Origin of the sequence: Streptosporangium brasiliense, assembly GCF_030811595.1 — a bacterium.
In the GTDB taxonomy this organism is placed as follows: domain Bacteria; phylum Actinomycetota; class Actinomycetes; order Streptosporangiales; family Streptosporangiaceae; genus Streptosporangium; species Streptosporangium brasiliense.
In genome coordinates this window covers 4,573,412-4,588,741 of record NZ_JAUSRB010000002.1, presented here as the reverse complement: position 1 = coordinate 4,588,741, position 15,330 = coordinate 4,573,412, and the positions used below count along the sequence as shown (strand labels likewise).

Below are 15,330 nucleotides of genomic sequence, written 5' to 3'. Positions count from 1 at the left end.
AGCGGACTAGCCGGCACGGCCGGCGCGGCCCGCTCCGTCCACCGGCCAGAGCCGGTCCACCTCGGCGTTTAGGGTGGCTCCGATGAGCACGGCCAGCGCGGTGATGTAGAGCCACAGCAGCACCGCGATCGGGGCGGCGAGCGAGCCGTAGATCGAGACCGGGGAGAACCAGGCCGCCAGCACCGCGCGCAGCACCGCGGCGCAGGCGATCCAGATGATGAACGCGAGCACCGCCCCGGGCAGCTCGCGCCACCAGCGTGTGCGCACCGGCACGCTCACGTGGTAGAGCAGGGTGAGGAAGAACACCGAGCCGATGATGACCACCGGCCAGTAGAGGCTGTCGACCAGCGGGGCGTAGTCGGGGGGCAGGGCGCCGCGCAGCGCCGCCGGGCCGAGGACGAGCACCGGCATGACGAGCAGCCCGGTCAGCAGGCCCGCGAGATAGAGGCCGAAGGACATCAGGCGGGTGCGGATGATCCCGCGCTCCTCGCCGAGACCGTAGGCGACCGAGATCAGGTCCACGTAGACGAACAGCGCCCGCGAGCCCGACCAGAGCGCCAGCAGGAAGCCCAGCGAGATCAGCGAGACCTGGTTCTCGGGTTTCAGCACGTCGTCGACGAGCGGGGTGACGACGGTGTCCACGGCGTTGTCGGTGAACAGCAGGTGCGCCTGCGCGTCGATCCACTCCCGGACGCTCTGCAGCGTTTCGGGGCCGAACACCCGGGTGAGCTGGCCGAGCACGCCGATCAGGCCGAGCATGAACGGCGGCAGCGACAGCAGCGCGAAGAAGGCCGCCTCACCGGCCAGACCGGTGACCCGGTAGGTGACGCCCGCGTTGACCGTGGCGCTGGCCAGTGCCCAGACGCCCGTCCCGCGTACCCAGGTGAGCCCGGCGCGCAGCCTGGCCCCCCGCCCGCGCGGCGAGCGCCTGTCAGGCCCGGGGCGGTGCGCCTGAGCATCAGTGGACGTCATGGCACACAACGTATTTCCTAGTGACGCTTGATCACGAGTCCGTCCGGCAACGATCGAATCTCTTGTCCACCGTCCGCGCTACCTGCGATAAAACGCCTCCGGGTCGTCCACGTCGACGATCCGGGCGCCCAGCGGCAGCAGCGAGACCGGGATCAGCTTGATGTTGGCGATCCCCAGCGGGATGCCGATGACCGACAGGAAGAGCGGGATCGAGGTCAGCAGGTGCCCGATGGCCAGCCAGATCCCGGCCACCACGCACCAGATCACGTTCCCCACGGTGGACAGGCAGCCGGCGCCGGGATCGCGCACCACGGTCCGCCCGAAGGGCCACAGCGCGTAGGCGGCGATCCGGAACGACGCGATGCCGAACGGGATGGTGATGATCAGAATGCAGCAGATGACGCCCGCGAGGACGTAGCCGGCGGCCAGCCAGATCCCCGCGAACACCAGCCAGATGACATTCAACAGAGTCCGCATGATTTGAGGATGTCAGGCGGGATCGGGCGGGTTCTATCCGGTCCGTCCCTGAGAAACCCCTGATCCGAGCGGTGCCCGCCCCTTGCCCGGGGGCCCGGCGAAGGCCTGGGCGACCCGTGCCCACGCCCGCGCGCCCTCGCCCCGCAGTTCCAGGGAGGTGTCGTCGAGGTGCCGGCGCTGGACCACCAGGAGGCAGAAGTCGAGCACCGGCCCCCTGACCACGTCCGCGGCCCCGGCCGGCCCCGCCGTCCACGGCGACCCGTCGGGCATCGTCAGCTCGACCCGGATCGGCCCGGCCGGCGGCGGCAGGCCGCGCATCGCGAAGCCGTAGGGCATGGCCCGCACCCCGAGCGTCGCCACGTGCCTGAGCCTGGCGGTGGGGACGCGGGCCAGGCCGAGCGCGTCCGCCACGTCCTGGCCGTGGGCCCAGGTCTCCATCAGCCGCGCGGTGACGAAGGACGCCGCCGACATGTCAGGGCCGTACCAGGGCAGCCTGACCCCGGGGTCGAGCCGGGCGAACGCCTCCAGGCTGCGCGCCCTGGCGGCGCGGAACCAGTCGTGGACCTGGCCCGGGGCTAGGCTGCGGGAGGCGGCCGCGATCTCGTCCACCGCCGAGTATCCGCGGCCGAGGAAGGCGGGCAGGGTGGCGCGGAAGCCGTCGGGGTCGGTCGCCGCGGCGGTGGCGGCGTCGTCGAACCAGGCGAGGTGGCTGATCTGGTCGCGCACCGCCCATCCCTCGGCGGGGGTGGGCAGCTCCCAGGCCGCCGGATCGAGCCCGCGGACCATGGCGTCGAGCTCGGCGGTCTCCGCGCGCAGATCGGCCAGCAACTCGCCCAGCAGGCTCACGGCACCTCCCCATCCGGCCAAGGCAAGGGTAACCGAGCGATGTTCTAGGGGATAGTCCTTCGATTCCAGGGGCACCCCACAAGAGTGATCTGCGAACAGTGCAAGGACCGCCGTCACGGTGAGTGCCGGGGCGGCTCATGGTGCGACTGCCAGCACCAGGAGGCCGAGCGGCCCCACGAGTCGGCGCTGGACTGGCCGCGCCAGGGATGATCCGGACAGCCGGAACCGGGCCCGCGGACCAAGGTTGAGCCTGGAGACAGTCCAGAGTGTGGACCCGACATTGGACATCTCAGTCGACCAAGGTATCGTCAGGGACATGCCAGCGGACCCATTGCTCGTCGTGCGACGCCACGTCGACCTCTTGCGTGTCCGCAGTGCCATCTGTTGTGACGTCCGTTGACCGTCGCCCTCCGCTGATTTCACCCAGCTCGGGCGCGCGACAGGCGTCCTCCTTCTTGTGAGCAAGCAACCCCCGCACTCGACGATGAGGCGGTAGGTGCCGTCTGTGCGTGTCCGGAAATCACTCCATCGATCCGAAGGACGCGCAAATGACGACCCCGGCCAAGCCGGCTAACCGCCACCACAAGCGCCCGCGAGGCGAAGGTCAGTGGGCTCTCGGTTACCGCGAACCGCTGAACAAGAACGAGGAGAACAAGAAGAACGACGACGGGCTCAACGTCCGTCAGCGGATCATCGACATCTACGCCAAGAACGGTTTCGACTCCATCGACCCCGCCGACCTGCGGGGCCGGATGCGCTGGTACGGGCTCTACACCCAGCGCAAGCCCGGGATCGACGGCGGCAAGACCGCGATCCTGGAGCCGGAGGAGCTCGACGACCGCTACTTCATGCTCCGGGTCCGGATCGACGGCGGGCGGCTCAACCTGGAGCAGCTCCGCGCCATCGCCGACATCTCCAACCTCTACGGCCGGGGCACCGCCGACGTCACCGACCGCCAGAACATCCAGCTCCACTGGATCGAGATCGAGGCCGTCCCCGACATCTGGAAGCGGCTGGAGGCGGTGGGCCTGTCCACCACCGAGGCCTGCGGCGACACCCCGCGCGTCATCCTGGGCTGCCCGCTGGCCGGGATCGACGACAACGAGGTCCTCGACGGCACCGCGCAGATCGACGAGATCTACGACACCTACATCGGCGACCCGGCCTTCTCCAACCTGCCGCGCAAGTTCAAGACCGCGGTCAGCGGCTGCCCGGCGCACTGCACCGTGCACGAGATCAACGACATCGCCTTCGTGGGCGTGGTCAACGAGCGGGGCGAGAAGGGCTACGACCTGTGGGTCGGCGGCGGCCTGTCGACCAACCCCATGCTGGCCAAGCGGCTGGGCGTCTTCGTCACCCCCGAGCAGGTCACCCCGGTCTGGGGCGGCGTGATCGGCATCTTCCGCGACTACGGCTACCGCCGCCTGCGCCACCGGGCCCGGATCAAGTTCCTGGTCAACGACTGGGGCGTGGAGAAGTTCAGGGAGATCCTCGAGACGGAATACCTGGGGTACGCGCTGCCCGACGGCCCCGCGCCGGAGCAGCCGCGTGGCGGGCGCCGCGACCACGTGGGCGTCTTCCCGCAGAAGGACGGCAACTTCTACGTCGGCTTCGCGCCCAGGGTCGGCCGCCTCGACGGCGACAAGCTGCACCTGATCGCCGACATCGCCCAGCGGCACGGCTCGGACCGGGTGCACACCACGGTCGAGCAGAAGATGGTCATCCTCGACGTCGCGCCCGACCGGGTCGACAGCGTCGTCGCCGAGCTGGAGGCCAACGACCTGCGGGTCAACCCCTCCACCTTCCGCCGCCAGACCATGGCCTGCACCGGCATCGAGTTCTGCAAGCTGGCGATCGTCGAGACGAAGGCCACCGCCTCCGACCTGATCGACGAGCTGGAGCAGCGCCTGCCGGACTTCAAGGAGCCGCTGACCATCAACGTCAACGGCTGCCCCAACTCCTGCGCGCGCATCCAGGTCGCCGACATCGGCCTCAAGGGGCAGCTCGTCGTCAACGACAGGGGCGAGCAGGTCGAGGGCTTCCAGATCCACCTGGGCGGCTCCCTGGGCGTCAACCCGGGCTTCGGCCGCAAGGTCCGCGGCCTGAAGGCCACGGCCGAGGAGCTGCCCGACTACGTGGAGCGCGTCGTGCGCAACTTCGAGAAGCAGAAGAACGACGGCGAGACCTTCTCCGACTGGGTCCAGCGGGCCGACGAGACGGACCTCAAGTGAGCGGCCCGGCGGGCCGCGGGGCGGGCAGGGTCCGATGAGCGAGCGAGCAGTCCCCTTCCACTGCCCCTACTGCGGCGAAGAGGATCTCGAACCCTACGAGGGCGACGGCGGCTGGTACTGCCGCTCATGCGTGCGCGCCTTCAAGTTGAAGTTCCTGGGAATCGGAGTGCGGTCATGACGCGGAGCGAGCCCGGCGCGGTGAGCGCGGTGGCCGGCGAGGCACGGGCGGCCTGCGTGGCGAACGAGGAGTGGTGAGCGACATGACACTGGTGGACATAGAAGTCGGACTACGACAGCAGCGCGGCGCGCTCGACCTGCAGGACATCGTCGAGTCGGCCGCGCAGTTCCTGGAGGACGCCTCCGCCCTGGAGATCATCCGCTGGGCCGCGGCCACCTTCGGCGACCGGCTCTGCCTGACCTCCTCGATGAGCGACGCGTTGCTGATCGACCTGGTCAGCCGGGTCAAACCCGGTGTCGACGTGCTGTTCATCGACACCGGCTACCACTTCGCCGAGACGATCGGCACCCGTGACGCCGTGCGGCAGGTCTATGACGTCAACGTGATCGACGTGAAGCCGTCCCGGACGGTGGCCGAGCAGGAACGCGACCTGGGTCCGCGCCTGTTCGGGCGCAACCCCGACCTGTGCTGCTACCTGCGCAAGGTGGAACCGCTCAACCGGGCGCTGGAGCCCTACCTCGCCTGGGTCTCCGGCATCCGCCGCGACGAGGCCGCCACCCGCGCCGGTGTCAAGGTCGTGGAGTGGGACGCCAAGCGCCAGATGGTCAAGATCAACCCGATCGCCCGGTGGACGCAGGACGACGTCGACAACTACATGGCCGACAACGGCGTGCTCATCAACCCGCTGCACTACGACAACTACCCCTCGATCGGCTGCGCCCCCTGCACCCGCCAGGTCGCCCCGGGCGAGGACCCGCGCAGCGGGCGCTGGGCCGGGATGGCGAAGACGGAATGCGGGCTGCATCTATGACGTGGCGCGTCCACGGCACGGCGCCGGCGGTCCCGCTGGTCGCGGTGGCGCACGGGTCCCGTGACCCGCGCGCCGCCGCGACGGTGGAGGACCTGCTCGACCTGGTACGGCGGGCACGCCCCGAGATCCCCGTGCGCACCGCCTACCTCGACCACGCTCCCCCGACGCTCCCCATGGCGCTGTCCGGGCTGGCCGAGGCGGCGGTGCTGCCGCTGCTGCTCACCGAGGCCTACCACAGCCGCGTGGACATCCCCGGCGCGCTCGCCGAGGTGACGGCCCGCCGCCCGCTGCTGCGCGTGCACCGGGGCGCCACCCTGGGCCCGCACCCCCTGCTGCTGACCGCCCTGGAGCGGCGCCTGGCGGAGGCCGGGGTGGCCTCCGGCGACCCCGGCACCGCCGTGGTGCTGGTCTCGGCCGGCTCCAGCGACCGGCGGGCCAACGCGACGGTCGCGGGGATGGCCGGAGAGTGGGCCGGGCGCGGCTGGTGGTCGGTGACCGCGGCCTACGCCTCGGCCGCCGAGCCCACCCCCGCGCAGGAGGTCCGGCGGCTCCTGTCGGCCGGCGCCCCGCGCGTGGTGGTGGCCCCCTACCTGCTGGCCCCGGGCCACTTCGCCGACAAGATCCGCCGTGACAGCCTGGCCGCGGGCGCCGGGGCCGTCGCCGACGTGCTGGGCGCCGCCCCCGAGCTCGCGGCCGTGCTGATCGAACGCTACGAGCAGGCGGTGCGGCGGGAGAGGGCCTTCGCGACGGCCTGACCGGTGGGGCTCAGCCGATCACCTGACCGGTTGGGCTCAGCCGGTCCCCCCGCCGGCCTCACCGGCCGGGGCGCACCGGACCACGACGACCCGGCCGGTGGCCGGGTCGACCTGGCGGACATCGTCCCGGCAGGCCGGACGGGCCAGCTCCCTGACCGTGACGGACCATTCGAGGGAGAACCTCTCCGCGCCAACGAACTGCCGCTCCCAGCCGTCGAACAACGTGTCCTTCCGGGCGAACAGCTCTTCGACGGTCATCGCGCCCGCGTCGACCTCGCCCGGCAGCACGGCCACGGACACGACGCGCTCCGCGACCTTGGCGGCCTTGGCGGTCCTGTCCTCCCAGTACCCCGCGTAGGTGAGGCCCTCGGGCCCCTGCCCGCAGAACTGCTCGTGGGGGGCGCCGCCGTCGACCCGGATGACCAGCCGCCGTAGCGGCCCGGCGCACATGACCTGCACCATGATCCGGGCCTCACCCGCCTCGACCCGGAGCCTCTCGCGCGTCCCCGCCACGCGGTAGTCCCGCCGTGCGATCTCGCCGCGGGGGACCATGTCCTCCCTCCCGGGCCACGAGACCGTCGGCAGGACAGGCGACGGCTGGGCCATGACCCCGGTCCAGAGGTCGTCGGGGACCGGGGTGACGCCGCCCGCGGGCAGGGTGAACGCCACCGCGACGGCGAGTCCCGCCGCGGCCGCGCCCCCCAGGGCCTGGAGGCGGCGGCGCCTGATCCTGCGGGCGCGCCGGTCGACGTCGGCGACGGTCACGCCCCTGTGCAGACCGTCGCCGCCCTCCTGGCCCAGGATCTCGCGCAGCTCGGATTCGGTGATCGTCAACTCAGCTCCCCGTGGTGATCGCGGCGACCGCCGCGGGATCGACGCGTAGTTTGGCCAGCGCCCGGCTGGCCTGGCTGCGGACGGTCGCCACCGAGCAGCCGAGGATCTCGGCTATCTGCGGGTCGGGCAGGTCGGCGAAGTAGCGCAGGACGATCACGGCGCGCTGCCTGCCGGGCAGCCCCGCCAGGGCGTGCCGTACGGCCTCGCGCGCCCCGATCTCGCCCGTCCGGTCCTCCCCCGCCACGTCGGGCAGCTCAGCCGTCGGCACCTCGGCCCGCCATTTACGCCGCCACCAGGAGGCGTGGGTGTTGGTCAGGATGCGGTAGACGTAGGGGTCGGGGTTGTCGCCCACCCGCCGCCAGGCGAACCATGCCTTGGCCAGCGCCGTCTGCAGAAGGTCCTCCGCCGTGCCCCAGTCGCGGCACAGCAGGTAGGCCGTCTGCAGCAGCCGGGCCGAGCGCTGCTCCACGTAGCGCTCGAAGTCGGCCCGATCTCGCATTCGGGGTCCTCACTGTTCGGTGTCCGTCACCGATCACTACGCGCCGGGCCCCCGCAGACGTTGCACGCCCCGTGGAACGTCCCGGCCGGAGACGGCGCCGGCGGACTCCGGACGGCCGGTGAGGAGCGGACAGCCGACGATCACCCCGACCGCCCGTGAGGAGTGGCCCCCGGGTGAAACCGGGCCGCTCGTGAGGACCGGACGGCCGACGATCACCCCGACCGCCCGTGAGGAGTGGCCCCCGGGTGAAACCGGGCCGCCCGTGAGGAGCGGACGGCCGACGATCACCCCGACCGCCGGTGAGGAGCAGATCCCGATGAAACCGGACCGCCCGTGAGGAGAGAACGGCCGGTGAGGACCGGACGGCCGGTGAGGAGCGGACGGCCGGTGAGGAGCGGACCCCGGGTGAGCCCGGGGCCCCGGTGAGGACCGGACGGTCAGTGGGGCCAGTGATGGCCGGGGTGCCCGTGGGGACCCGCGGGAGGGGCCGGCGGCAGGGGAGGCCGGGGCTCACCCGTGAGCTCGCCGCGCAGCTCGCGCCACTGCTCCCGCCATGCGGCCCAGGGCTTCTTGACGGGCTTGGCCTTGGCGTCGCCGATCACCTTGACGTCGCCCATGACGGCGTACGCCCTGACCCGGATGAGCGGCACGTTCATCCCGGCGGGAGCCTCCAGGACCTGGACCTTCTTGTCCCCCATGATCGCGATGCCCTCAAGGTCGACGTCCACGCCGTCCGGGACGATGATCTTCACATCACCCATGACCGCGGTGGCCACGATGTCCACCACTCCGGTGCGGACCTCGGCCTCACGCAGGTCGAGCAGGACGTCGCCCATGACGGCGACCGCCCCGAGGCCCTGGTCGATCCGCCACTTGCCCCGGCGCTTGGAGTCGCCCATGACGGCCACGAACCAGCGACGCGCCCGGCCGCCCTGCGGCGCCGGAGCCGGGGCCGGGGCCGGGGCGTAGGCGGGCGCGTGGGAGTGGTCGGCCGACGGCAGGTCCGAGGTGATGACGGCCAGCTCAGCCTGGGTGACGGCGGTGTAGGCCATCTCCGTGCGCTCGGTCAGCTCGCCGAGAGTCAGCCGTCCCTCGACGGAGGCGACCCGCAGCCGTTCGACGACGGCCTCCCGCTCGGTGTCGGAGGCCCGTATCGCACCGGGATCGTTCATGAATCACAACATATCGCGAGTTCTCTCCGCGGTGGATCCTTCGCAAGGAGGAGCTACGGCCCGCGGCGGCCTACATCCCGGGCGCCGGGCGCCGGGCGGCCCGCGGGACGGCCGTGTCCCGGACCGGCTGAGCCCTCCCGCGGAGGCGACCGGCGGCCCTCCCGGCCACCTATTATCCGGAGACATGTATGAAGAACTGCTGGACGCGGTGGCCGGGAACGACGCCGAGCGGGTCGAGCGCCTGCTCCAGAGCGGGACGGGCGCCGATCCGGACGGCGCCGGTGAGACGACGGCCCTCTACCGGGCCTCGGTGGACGGCCGGACGGCGATCGTGCGGGCGCTGCTGGCCGCCGGGGCCGACCCCGACCGGATCAGTGGCGGCGAGGAGGAGGGGCTGCCGCTGTGCGGGGCCGCGGCCTGGGGCCACGCCGAGGTCGCGCAGGCGCTGCTGGCCGCCGGGGCCGGGCCCTCCGGCCGGGAGGGCGGCGGGTGGACCGCCCTGCTGTGGGCCGCCTCCAACGGGCGGGCCGAGATGCTCGACCTTCTCCTGGCCGCCGGGGCCGACCCCGAGGAGGCCAACGACAGCGGTGAGACCGCGCTCACCCTGGCCACCCGGCGCGGGGCGCTGGGCGCCGTGCGCGCGCTGCTGGCGGCCGGCGCCGACCCCACCCGCTCCGACGGCGAGGGCGACACGCCGCTGGCCATCGCCTACGACTGGCTGGGCACGCAGCTGGAGAGCGCCCTGCTGGAGCAGGTCACCGAGCAGGCCCCCGAGGACTCCCAGTTCGTCGTGGGCCGCAGCCGCGCCTCCGACGGCACCGACCTGGTGACCGTCACGGCCGTGGGACCGGACGGCGAGCGCGCGGTCGAGGTCGTGTGCCAGCGCGGCCACGCCGCCGTCGCCACCCTCCTGGAGGTCGCGACCTCCGAGCGGCTGCCCTTCGACGAGCTGGTCGAGCGGGCGCTGCCGTACCGGGACATCGACGAGGAGGCCGAGACCTGGTGGACCGTGGCGAGCGCGCTGAGCGAGCGGGGCGACGAGGACACCTTCGAGGCCGCGGCGCGCCTGTGCGTCAGTGAGGACCCGCGCAAGCGGGAGTTCGCCGTCGACGTGCTCGCGCAGTTCGGCTTCACCGACGGCGCCAAGCCCTTCCTCGACCGGACGCTGCCGATCCTGCGGCGGATGGCCGCCACCGAGGGCGACGAGCGGGTGCTGCGTTCGGTGCTCGGCGCGCTCGGCCACCACGCCGACCCGCGGTCGCTGCCCGAGGTGCTGGAGATCATCACCGCCGACGGCTGGACCCGCACCCAGGCCGACCCGGCCGCGCTGGCCGCCGTCCTGCCGCCGGGCCACGCCGAGGGGCTCGCGCTGCTCGTCTCCATGACGGAGGACCCCGACGAGGAGGTGCGCGACTGGGCGACCATGGGCCTGGCCGGGCTGACGGAGGACACCGAGCAGATCCGTGACGCGCTGGCCGCGCGGCTCGACGACGAGGACCTGACCACGGTGGCCGAGGCCACCCGCGGCCTGGCCGCCCGGGGCGACTCGCGCGCCCGCAGAGGCGTGGCCCGCGTGCTCGCCGAGAGCGACGAGGACGACGACTACGTCCGCGACCTGGTCCGCGAGTCCTAGGACACGGCCGGGCGGGGGGCTGGTCCGCGCCGGGCCCGGGGGGCGCCGGTGGCCCGGCTCCCCCGGACGTGTGAAGATCATGGAATGGGTGCTGAGATGGGGACAGCACCCGGTTACGGGTCCAGCTGAGTTCATCGGAGGCCGCGCGTGACCCATGACGTCTTCAACCAGGTCCCCCCGCTCACCGGTCACGACGTGTCCGCCGACCCCGCGCTGCTGGCGGGGACGGCCCGCGAGAACGCCGGCTGGGCCACCGAGGAGCTGCGCCGGCTCGGCACGCTCGCCGGGTCGGAGCAGGCCGGGGAGTGGGGGCGGCTGGCCAACGAGCATCCGCCGGTCCTGCGCACCCATGACCGCTACGGCCACCGGATCGACGAGGTGGACTTCCACCCCGCCTGGCACGAGCTGATGACCGTGGCGGTCGAGAACGGCCTGCACGCCGCCCCGTGGTCCAGTGCCCGGCCCGGCGCGCACGTGGCCCGCGCGGCCAAGTTCTACCTCTGGAGCCAGGTGGAGGCGGGGCACGGCTGCCCGATCTCCATGACCTACGCCGCGGTCGCCGCGCTGCGCCACAGCCCCGCGCTCGCCGCCGACTGGGAGCCCCTGCTGACCTCCCGCAGCTACGACTTCGGGCTGCGCCCGCCGCTGGGCAAGCGCGGGGTGCTCGCGGGGATGGCGATGACCGAGAAGCAGGGCGGCTCCGACGTCCGCGCCGGCACCACCCGGGCCGAGCCCCTGGGGGACGGTGGTTACGCCCTGACCGGGCACAAGTGGTTCAACTCCGCCCCGATGTGCGATGTGTTCCTGGTCCTCGCCCAGGCTCCCGGCGGCCTGTCGTGCTTCCTGCTCCCCCGGGTCCTGCCCGACGGCACCCGCAACGCCGTGCGCCTGATGCGGCTGAAGGACAAGCTGGGCAACCGGTCCAACGCCAGCGCCGAGGTGGAGTATCACGGCGCGGTCGCCTGGCTGGTGGGTGAGGAGGGCCGGGGCGTGCGGACCATCCTGGAGATGGTCAACATGACCCGGCTGGACTGCGTGATCGGCTCGGCGGCCGGCATGCGCTACGGCGTGACGCAGGCCGTCCACCACGCCACGCACCGCGGCGCGTTCGGCAGGAGGCTGATCGACCAGCCGCTGATGCGCAACGTCCTGGCCGACCTGGCCCTGGAGTCGGAGGCCGCGACCACCCTGATGACGCGGCTGGCCGGTGCCACCGACCGGGCCGTCGCCGGGGACCGGGCCGAGAGCGCGCTGCGCCGCACCACGCTGGCGGTGGGCAAATACTGGGTGTGCAAGCGCGGGCCCGTCCACGCGGCCGAGGCGCTGGAGTGCCTGGGCGGCAACGGCTACGTCGAGGAGTCACAGATGCCCCGGCTGTTCCGCGAGTCGCCGCTCAACGGCATCTGGGAGGGCTCGGGGAACGTGGCGGCACTGGACGTGCTGCGCGCGCTGGGCCGCGAGCCGGAGACGCTGGAGGCGTTCTTCTCCGAGGTCACGCTCGCCGCCGGGGCCGACCGGCACCTGGACGAGGCCGTCGACCGCCTGCGCAAGTCCCTGGGCGACCTGACCGACATCGAGGCCCGCGCCCGCCGCGTCGCCGAGGACATGGCCCTGGTCCTGCAGGCCTCCCTGCTCGTACGGCTGGCGCCCGCGGCCGTCGCCGACGCCTTCTGCGCCTCCCGTCTGGCCGGTGAGGCGGGACGCGCCTTCGGCACCCTTCCCCCGCGCCTGGATCTGGACGCCCTCATCGAGCGGGCCGTCATCTGACCCACCCCTGACGCCTCTGGTGGTAGGCCGCCACGGCCGCGGCGGCCCCGCCGTCGCCGGCCAGCAGCCGGACGAGCCGGTCGAGCCTGCGGCTCGCGCAGAGCGCGTAGGTCTCGGCCCACCACTCGGAGGGGTGGTCCCGGTAGCGGTCCAGGCCGAGCAGCGGACGGCAGAACCGCATGATCCTGCGCCACTCCGGGGTCCGGTCCGTCTCGTCCAGGTCGCACAGCGCGTGTCCGATCATGTGGTGGACCAGCGCCCCGGACGAGTGCGCCCCGCCGGCGATGACGACCGTGCGCCCCATGTAGAGGCCGGCGGAGTCGGCCACCCGGGCGTCGCAGGAGCCGTCCGGCTCCGGCTGCTCGGCGAGCGTGTCGGCGCCGAGCCAGATCCCGTCGAGGTCCTCGGCCAGCCGGGTCGCCAGGTGCACGGGGAGCCCGGCGAGCTCGTCCACCGCGGCCACCAGCTCCCGCCGTGGCGCCCCGGACCAGTGCCGGCGGATCACCCGCTCCAGCACTCCGCAGTCGCGGGTGCCGTCGCGGGGCAGCGGCTCGCGGTGGCCGGGGTAACCCGTCTGGTTCCAAGGTGGGATCCGCATCCGGGGCGCTCCGTTCTGCCGGGAAGTGTTTCCGGTGGTAAACGTCCGCCGGAGCAGCGTTCATTACAGGCAGATGCGCGGATGTTCGTTGTGGAAAGAACGCGATCCCTTACCGGTGCGTACCCCATCCGCCGGTCTACTCTCATATCTGCGAAAACCGGTCGGATATCGCCGCCGCGATTGGCCCCCGCGAAAAGGACTAATCATGAGAATCAGCTCCAGGAGACCGGGCGCGGCATGCGCCGTCCTCCTCTCGGGGATCCTCGCCGCGGCCCCCGGCACGGTCTCCGGTGCGCTCCCCGGCACGGTCTCCGGCGCGACCTCCCGCGCGGCCGCGCCGTCCCGGTGCGAGTCCGACACCGCCCGGGCGGTCGCCTCGCAGCTGGAGAGGGCACCCGACGGGCGGTTCGTCCCGCCGGACGCGCTCTCCTACGGCGACGGCGCGGAGGTGATCACGTTCCGGCCGCCGTCCTGCGGCGCCGCCCGGCGGGGCGCCGAGCGCGACTGCGACGAGGACGGCGTCCTCGACAACGCGGTATGCCTGTACGACCGCCGGGCGTTCGAGGGATCCCGTCAGGCCGTCAAGGTGACCGGGCCGATAAAGCTGAACGGGACGGGAATTATCATGTCCATAAAAAACGACCGCCCTTTCGTTTTTCTCGTCCGGCGGAGCCCGGACGAACGCGGGAGCTGTTTCCCGCCGGGCAGGGGCTACGGAAACACCGACCCCGTGGGCGCGTGGCGCTGGGTGAACGCCCATCCCACCCTGCGCGACTGCCGTGATCTCTGAATCCGCGCGTCCGCCGGGCCCCGGACGGCCCGGCGCTCACCCGCCGTCCCGGGCCGCCGGCCGCGACCGGCCGGTCACGGCGTCCGTCCCTCGCCGTCGACCCAGCCGCTGACGGCGTAGGTCCGATACTCCTCGACTGCCGGACGGAGGGACCCGGGGTCGCCGGCGAGCCTGATGAGCTCGGTCGCCAGCAGCCCGCCCGTGGCCGGGCTGACGACGAACACCCCCAGCAGCGGCCCGTCCTCGAATCCGAACCCCCGTCCCGGCCTCCCCGACCGGTCCCTGAGCGGCCCGAGCGAGCGCAGGTCGCCCTGGCGGGCGAGGACCCGCCACAGCGCCGCCGCCAGCTCCGGCTCGACCACGTCGTGGGAGTGGAGGTTCTCCATCGCCCGGACGAGGCGGCGTGTGCGCGTCATCGTGGTCTGCGGCTCGGTGGCCAGGAGCTGCCCGCGCAGCCGTGGCCCGGAGCGCGACAGCGTGGCCGCCCGCGGCCGCAGGTCCGCCGCCCGGCCGGTGTTCTCGGCCGGGCCCGGGACCGAGTGCCGGACCTCGGGCGAGATCCTCGCCCAGCCGCCGCCCCCGAACGGCCTGCCCGCCGTCCGCAGCGTGCGGTAGGTCCCCCGGCCGCTCACCGGGGCCCAGCGCCGGACCACCCACGGCATGATCTCCGAGGTCGCGTCGCCCGGCCCCACGGTGGTGGCCAGCAGCCACTCCTCGGTCCTGACGTAGCTCCACGGCCCGGCCTCGGGACGCGGCCGGGCCTCGGCGAGGGCGGCCAGCTCCAGCAGCTCGGCCGAGGCCGGCGGGAAGGACGCCATCGGGCGGGGCGGCGGCTGCCCCAGGGGCTCGCTGGCCGCGATGCGGGCGATCCTCGCCAGGCCCTCCGAGAGCTCCGGGCCGGCACGGCCGGCGGGGCCCGGCGGCGGCGTGGCCCCGGCGGGCGCCGGGACCGGCCCGGGCTGCGGCGGGATCCGGAAGGGGACCACCGCCGCCACGGCGACCCCGAGGGCCGTGACCGCCAGCGCCGCCCCTCTCCCCCGCAGCCCCCACGGCCGTCCGGGCCGCCGGGCGGCGTCCCCGCGCATGACCCGCCGGAGAGCCTCCTCCGCGCCGGGACCGGCCCCGCGCGCCGTATGCGGGGGGACCGGGTTGTGCCGGACCATCAGCTCGCGGATCTCGTCGTGGTCTTCCGGGATCACCGCTCCCCCTCCCCGCACTCCAGGTGCATCCCGCGCAGGGACTCGGCCAGCCGCAGGCGGGCCCGGCACAGCCGTACGCGGACCGCGTTGGGCGTCAGGCCGAGGATCCGGCCGATCTCCTCGACGGCGAGGTCCTCCCAGTAGTGCAGGCGCAGGACCTCGCCGTCCTTGGGGCGCAGCCGCGCCATGGCCGTCTCCATCGCGCCGCGGACCTCCTCGTCACGGGAGCCGCCCCCGGGCGGGTCGGGCGGCAGCTGCCGCAGCAGCCCCGCCAGCCGCTGCCTGCGGCACTCACCGCGGGTGGCGTTCCTGACGTGCCCCCAGGCCACGCGGTACAGCCAGGCGACGACGGCCCGGTCGTCGTCCCGGGGGATCCGGTGCCTCTTGCGCCAGGCGGTGTGAAAGGTGCAGGAGGCGATGTCGTCGGCCACCGCGAGGCCGACCCGGCGCGCCGCGTACGCCCACACGGGCTCATAGAAGGTGCGGAACATCCAATCGAACCATTTCTCCTCGTCGTCCTCCGACACGGCCGCCCCTTCCCAACATGCCGTCACCGTTCTTACGTCCG

16 protein-coding genes are annotated in these 15,330 nt (G+C 73.1%); 7 read left to right on the top strand and 9 right to left on the bottom strand.

Going from position 1 to position 15,330, the window contains the following annotated elements; translation table 11 throughout:
* Positions 1-6: 6 nt before the first annotated feature.
* From J2S55_RS29670 to J2S55_RS29660, 3 genes are all read right to left on the bottom strand, one after another.
* Positions 7-972 (bottom strand): YihY/virulence factor BrkB family protein, encoded by a 966-nt coding sequence (locus J2S55_RS29670; protein ID WP_306867747.1) that lies wholly within the window; start codon positions 970-972, stop codon positions 7-9.
* A 78-nt stretch (positions 973-1,050) separates the two neighbouring features.
* Positions 1,051-1,449: a YccF domain-containing protein gene (locus tag J2S55_RS29665; RefSeq protein ID WP_306867745.1), complete on the bottom strand. Its 399-nt coding sequence runs from the start codon at positions 1,447-1,449 to the stop codon at positions 1,051-1,053.
* Positions 1,450-1,482: 33 nt separating this feature from the next.
* Positions 1,483-2,295 carry a TIGR03084 family metal-binding protein gene (locus J2S55_RS29660; protein ID WP_306867743.1) on the bottom strand — a complete coding sequence of 271 codons (813 nt, stop codon included), beginning with the start codon at positions 2,293-2,295 and terminating at the stop codon, positions 1,483-1,485.
* Between the two features lie 548 nt (positions 2,296-2,843).
* Here J2S55_RS29660 and J2S55_RS29655 point away from each other — a divergent pair.
* From J2S55_RS29655 to J2S55_RS29640, 4 genes are all read left to right on the top strand, one after another.
* On the top strand, positions 2,844-4,526 hold the full coding sequence (locus J2S55_RS29655) for a nitrite/sulfite reductase (protein WP_306867741.1): 1,683 nt from the start codon (positions 2,844-2,846) through the stop codon (positions 4,524-4,526).
* Between the two features lie 34 nt (positions 4,527-4,560).
* Positions 4,561-4,704: a hypothetical protein gene (locus J2S55_RS29650; protein ID WP_012893136.1), complete on the top strand. Its 144-nt coding sequence runs from the start codon at positions 4,561-4,563 to the stop codon at positions 4,702-4,704.
* 82 nt (positions 4,705-4,786) lie between these two features.
* Positions 4,787-5,515, top strand: coding sequence for a phosphoadenylyl-sulfate reductase (locus J2S55_RS29645; protein ID WP_306875619.1), 729 nt, complete (start codon positions 4,787-4,789; stop codon positions 5,513-5,515).
* Positions 5,512-6,270: a sirohydrochlorin chelatase gene (locus J2S55_RS29640; RefSeq protein WP_306867737.1), complete on the top strand. Its 759-nt coding sequence runs from the start codon at positions 5,512-5,514 to the stop codon at positions 6,268-6,270. The genes J2S55_RS29645 and J2S55_RS29640 overlap by 4 nt, the downstream gene beginning before the upstream one ends.
* A 36-nt stretch (positions 6,271-6,306) precedes the next feature.
* Here the strand turns inward: J2S55_RS29640 and J2S55_RS29635 are convergent, their stop codons facing one another.
* The 3 genes from J2S55_RS29635 to J2S55_RS29625 form a co-directional block, all read right to left on the bottom strand.
* A complete protein-coding gene (locus tag J2S55_RS29635; RefSeq protein WP_306867735.1) occupies positions 6,307-7,104 on the bottom strand; it encodes a hypothetical protein in 798 nt (265 codons plus the stop codon).
* A gap of 1 nt (position 7,105) precedes the next feature.
* Positions 7,106-7,603: a SigE family RNA polymerase sigma factor gene (locus J2S55_RS29630; protein WP_306867733.1), complete on the bottom strand. Its 498-nt coding sequence runs from the start codon at positions 7,601-7,603 to the stop codon at positions 7,106-7,108.
* A gap of 437 nt (positions 7,604-8,040) precedes the next feature.
* Positions 8,041-8,775, bottom strand: coding sequence for a DUF1707 SHOCT-like domain-containing protein (locus tag J2S55_RS29625; RefSeq protein ID WP_306867731.1), 735 nt, complete (start codon positions 8,773-8,775; stop codon positions 8,041-8,043).
* Between the two features lie 184 nt (positions 8,776-8,959).
* Here J2S55_RS29625 and J2S55_RS29620 point away from each other — a divergent pair, with 184 nt between their 5' ends.
* Positions 8,960-10,408, top strand: a complete 1,449-nt coding sequence (locus J2S55_RS29620) for an ankyrin repeat domain-containing protein (RefSeq protein ID WP_306867729.1) — start codon at positions 8,960-8,962, stop codon at positions 10,406-10,408.
* 147 nt (positions 10,409-10,555) lie between these two features.
* The gene (locus J2S55_RS29615) at positions 10,556-12,175 is read left to right on the top strand and encodes an isovaleryl-CoA dehydrogenase (protein ID WP_306867727.1); all 1,620 of its coding nucleotides are present in this window, start codon (positions 10,556-10,558) and stop codon (positions 12,173-12,175) included.
* On the opposite strand, the gene J2S55_RS29610 is transcribed toward J2S55_RS29615, so the two are convergent.
* Entirely contained in the window at positions 12,168-12,773 is a 606-nt protein-coding gene (locus J2S55_RS29610; protein ID WP_306867726.1) for a hypothetical protein, read from the bottom strand. The two genes, J2S55_RS29615 and J2S55_RS29610, sit on opposite strands and share 8 nt — an antisense overlap.
* Before the next feature lie 205 nt (positions 12,774-12,978).
* Here J2S55_RS29610 and J2S55_RS29605 point away from each other — a divergent pair, with 205 nt between their 5' ends.
* Positions 12,979-13,563 carry a hypothetical protein gene (locus J2S55_RS29605; protein WP_306867724.1) on the top strand — a complete coding sequence of 195 codons (585 nt, stop codon included), beginning with the start codon at positions 12,979-12,981 and terminating at the stop codon, positions 13,561-13,563.
* Between the two features lie 74 nt (positions 13,564-13,637).
* On the opposite strand, the gene J2S55_RS29600 is transcribed toward J2S55_RS29605, so the two are convergent.
* Both J2S55_RS29600 and J2S55_RS29595 read right to left on the bottom strand, forming a co-directional pair.
* Positions 13,638-14,762: a hypothetical protein gene (locus J2S55_RS29600; RefSeq protein WP_306867722.1), complete on the bottom strand. Its 1,125-nt coding sequence runs from the start codon at positions 14,760-14,762 to the stop codon at positions 13,638-13,640.
* Positions 14,759-15,289, bottom strand: a complete 531-nt coding sequence (locus J2S55_RS29595; protein ID WP_306867721.1) for an RNA polymerase sigma factor — start codon at positions 15,287-15,289, stop codon at positions 14,759-14,761. Before J2S55_RS29595 ends, J2S55_RS29600 begins: the two co-directional genes overlap by 4 nt.
* Positions 15,290-15,330: the final 41 nt, after the last annotated feature.